Raw genomic sequence first — 1,414 nt, 5'->3', positions numbered from 1 at the left:
GCCGCCGGCTTCTACGACGACTTCCAGGACGGCCGCGACCCCGCCGGCATCACCACCCAGGACCCGGAGCTCGCCTCCCGGCTGGACCCGGTAGCCGCCGGCCGCCGCTTGGCCAACTACCTCCGCGTTCTTACGATGGAAGCGCAGACCATTGCCCGGGCCTGCGGGAAGTCACACCTGCACAACCTCGAACCCGAGGACCTGGTGGCGCTCACCATTGAGGCCTCCGCCATGGCCCGCGTCCCGCTGGCAGGCACCAGCTGGATCCCGGGCGCCAAGTAACAGCGCCAAGCAGCACGCGCTAAGCAGTACCTGTACCCGCCCGGAAAAGGAACCCAGTTATGACCGATTCTTCAGACTATGTGGTGGTGGGCGCTGGCCTGGCCGGTGCCGCCACCGCCTGGCAGCTCGCCGCCCGCGGGCACCAGGTGACTATCCTGGAACGCAACGTTCCGGCCAGTCACGATGCCAGTTCGCACGGCTCCGCGCGGATCTTCCGCTACGCCTACGCGGACCATTTCTATACGCACGCTGTGGCGGAGTCGAAAAGTCTGTGGGACGGGCTGGCTGAGATCGCAGGTACACCGCTGATCACTCCCTCCGGAGCAGTGGACTTCGGTACTGAACGCCATCCGCACATGCTGGCCTCGGTGCTGGCTGACGAAGGAATCGAGCACGAACTCCTTGACGCTGCCGCTGCCCGCGACCGCTGGCCGGGGCTCGCTTTCGACACCGAGGTCCTCTGGCACCCCGGTGCCGGAGTGATCGACGCCGAAACGGCAGTCAACGCCATGGTGGAACAGGCCGTGAAGCACGGTGCCCGCCTGCTGACAGGCTGGCCGCTACGGTCGCTGGACAAGACCGCGGCCGGCTACCGCCTGACCTCCACCATGGGGGAAACGTTCGACGCCGGTCACGTAGTGATCAGCGCCGGCGGCTGGCTGCCGGAGCTGCTGGGCAAGCTGGCGCTGCCTGCGGGCTTCCTCGCCGGTCTGCCCCAGATCACCGTGCGGCAGGAGCAGGCGTTCCACTTCCGCTACCGCGATCCTGACAGTGCCGCCAACTGGCCCACGTTCATCAACAAGCGCGAAGACATCCAGGTCTACGGCCTCCCGGGCGGGCGCGACGCAGGCTTCGCCGGCCAGAAGGTGGCCGAATATAACGGTGGCAAGTTGATCCCCAGCGCCGCTGAGCAGACCGGTGAAGTGGACCCGGCCAACCGCAGCCGGGTGGTGGACTACGTCCGCCGCCTCCTGCCCGGACTTGACCCCGAGCCGTACGCAGAGACCACCTGCCTGTTCACCAACACGCCCACCGAGGACTTCATCATCGACCGGGTGGACGGCCTGACCATCCTCTCGCCCTGCTCCGGCCACGGCGCGAAGTTCGCTCCGTTGATCGGCCAGTGGGCAGC

2 protein-coding genes are annotated in these 1,414 nt (G+C 67.4%); both read left to right on the top strand.

Going from position 1 to position 1,414, the window contains the following annotated elements; genetic code table 11:
- Positions 1 to 282, top strand: a 282-nt coding sequence (locus DBR22_RS22905) for a glutamate synthase-related protein (protein WP_258229424.1), incomplete at its 5' end; no start/stop codon positions are given.
- Positions 283 to 341: 59 nt separating this feature from the next.
- On the top strand, positions 342 to 1,414 hold a 1,073-nt coding region (locus tag DBR22_RS22900), incomplete at its 3' end, for an FAD-dependent oxidoreductase (RefSeq protein WP_108600880.1).

The sequence above is a fragment of the Arthrobacter sp. HMWF013 genome, from assembly GCF_003061105.1.
Lineage (GTDB): Bacteria > Actinomycetota > Actinomycetes > Actinomycetales > Micrococcaceae > Arthrobacter.
This window is presented reverse-complemented; position numbering and strand designations above follow the sequence as displayed.